Source organism: Streptomyces sp. NPDC060027 (genome assembly GCF_042737005.1).
GTDB lineage: Bacteria > Actinomycetota > Actinomycetes > Streptomycetales > Streptomycetaceae > Streptomyces.
In genome coordinates, this window is the sequence record NZ_JBHWVI010000430.1 from 1 (window position 1) to 2,226 (window position 2,226).

At 66.8% G+C, this 2,226-nt stretch carries 1 protein-coding gene and 1 pseudogene; one reads left to right on the top strand and one right to left on the bottom strand.

Translation table 11 applies throughout. From position 1 onward, the window contains the following. Positions 1-157 precede the first annotated feature (157 nt). The gene (locus ACFWBT_RS42705) at positions 158-928 is read right to left on the bottom strand and encodes a transposase (RefSeq protein WP_385710157.1); all 771 of its coding nucleotides are present in this window, start codon (positions 926-928) and stop codon (positions 158-160) included. A 160-nt stretch (positions 929-1,088) separates the two neighbouring features. Here ACFWBT_RS42705 and ACFWBT_RS42710 point away from each other — a divergent pair. Beyond that, a pseudogene (locus tag ACFWBT_RS42710) lies at positions 1,089-2,024 on the top strand (M20/M25/M40 family metallo-hydrolase). Positions 2,025-2,226: the final 202 nt, after the last annotated feature.

Here is a 2,226-nt window from a genome sequence, read left to right on the forward strand (position 1 = left end):
CCAGACCTGGCCCCAACCCACCCACGCCGGCACCCAAGCCATCCACATCAAACGACCCCAACCACCCGCCCCAGACCCGTAAAGCAACGGCATTGACCCTAAGGGTGTTGCACAAGGTCCTTCTCGGGCAGGTCGGAGTGGTGCTTGACCTGGTGTTTCACCCGGCGAGGGCGAGGTTGTGCATGGTGGCGACGGCCTGCACGGCGTGGTGGAGGCCGTCGCCCTTCTGACGGCAGTCGCGGAGGATCTTCCAGTTCTTCATGCGGGCGAAGGTGTGCTCGACGCGGGCCCTCACCCGTCGGTGTTCGGCGTTGTCCTCCTCCTGCCCGCGCAGGAGGGGCCGGCCGGCCCTTTTGCGGTGCGGGACGATCAGCCCGGTGCCCAGGTAGGCGCCGTCCGCGATCACCGTCGTTCCGGCCGCCGCGGCCGGCAGATCCGACTCGCGCGAGACGTGGGCGTCGGCCTTGTTGCCCGGCGCGGGCCGGGCCGAGGCGATGACCAGGCGCGTGTCGGCGTCGATGATGACCTGCACGTTCGCTGAGAACCGGTAGTTGCGGCTGGAGGCGCCGATCTTCCGGTCACGGACCGGGATCAGGGTGCCGTCAACGATCCACAAGCGTTCGATGTCCGCTGTCGGCCGTGGCGCCGGCTCCAGGGCAAGCAGCGGGCCAAGCCGCTGGACGACCCGGCAGACCGTCGCCGAGGAGATGCCGAACAGCGGGGCGAGCTGGCGCATCGTGAGGTTGGTGCGGTAGTAGACGGCCACCAGCAGAACCCGATCCGCCAGCGATAAGCACCACGGCCGACCGCCGCCCGGCCCGTTCCCGCCCCGCTCCCGCACCACCTTCACCAGCTTCGCGAACCGGTCCATCCGCAGCCCGGTGAACGTCTCCACCCACAACGGATCAGCCCTCAACACCCCACCCATACAAGAGAAATGCCCTGATCATGGCCTTGTGCAACACCCTTTAGTCGCCGACCGGCTGCGTGCCGCAGGTCTGGCTGTCTCGACCGGGGTGGGCGGCCACGGCGTGGTGGCGGTGCTCGATGGTGCGGGTGCCGGTCCGACCATCGCCTACCGAGCCGACATGGACGCGGTCGCCGACGACGAACTGTTCGACACCGATTTCGCGTCACGCATTCCGGGAGCGGCCCACCTGTGCGGCCACGACATGCACACCGCGATCGGGGTGGGCATCGCCCAGGTCCTCGCGCGGCTGTGAGAACAATTGAACGGCCGGATCGTCTTCGTCTTCCAGCCAGCCGAGGAGACGCTCGAGGGCGCCCGGGCGATGATCGAGGATGGCATCCTGGAGGGCACTTCGCCTCAGGAGGTCTATGCGCTGCACTGCGGTCCGTTCTCGGTCGGGACGTTCGCGGTCATGCCGGGCTTTGGACTGCCAGGGCAGGATCACTTCCAGGTCGAGCTGACCGGGCCGGACGCCGTCACCGACGCGAAGCGACTGGTCGCTCTGGCCGATGGTTGGTCGACCGTCGAGTACCCGCGGACACCTGAGCAGTTCGGGCGGCTCCTGGAAGACATCCAGATACCGGACGGCCCGCTGGCGCGCTTCGTCGTTGCCCAACCTCAGCTGACCTCAGGGGATGATGGCGCCGTCGTGCGTGTATGGCTGCGTGCTTGGCCCGACAGCCGGTACACCGAGATCCGCAACGCGGCGCAGAGCACAGTGGATTCCCTCACCAGCGCACGAGTCGAGTTCGCCAAAGCGTATCTGCACGACACCCTGGGTGATGGCGCGGTCCTGGTGCTCCACGCGGCGTTCCCTTTCAATGGCGAGGACTTTGCACTCTTCCTGAGGGACGTGCCCGGAGCGATGTTCTTCCTTGGCGTCGCAAACCAGGAAGCCGGCATCAACGGGGCACCCCACGCCCCGGACTTCGCCGCGGACGAACGCGCCCTCGGCATCGGGGCCCGTGCCGTGTCCGGGTTCCTGTCAAGCCGACTCACCGCCCTGTCTGGGCCGTACCATCACAGCCCTGGGCCAACCGATCGGCATCCTTAACCAGTCTGAGGTTGGAGAACGCTCAGTAGATAGTCAGTGCCAGGGTGCAGGAAGAACACGAAACTCTTGGGCTGCGCGCGCCGGTAGGACTCCGACGCATCCAGTAGTAGGACTCCGTTAGGTCTTCCGATCGGCGCTGATCACGAGCATGTTGAATGTGTGGACGCACACGAAGTGAACCGTGTTCGGGCGATGTTGGCGT

Excerpts from the sequence above, each read along its gene's own strand:
- ACFWBT_RS42705 (WP_385710157.1), bottom strand. The coding sequence starts at position 928 with ATGGGTGGGGTGTTGAGGGCTGATCCGTTGTGGGTGGAGACGTTCACC.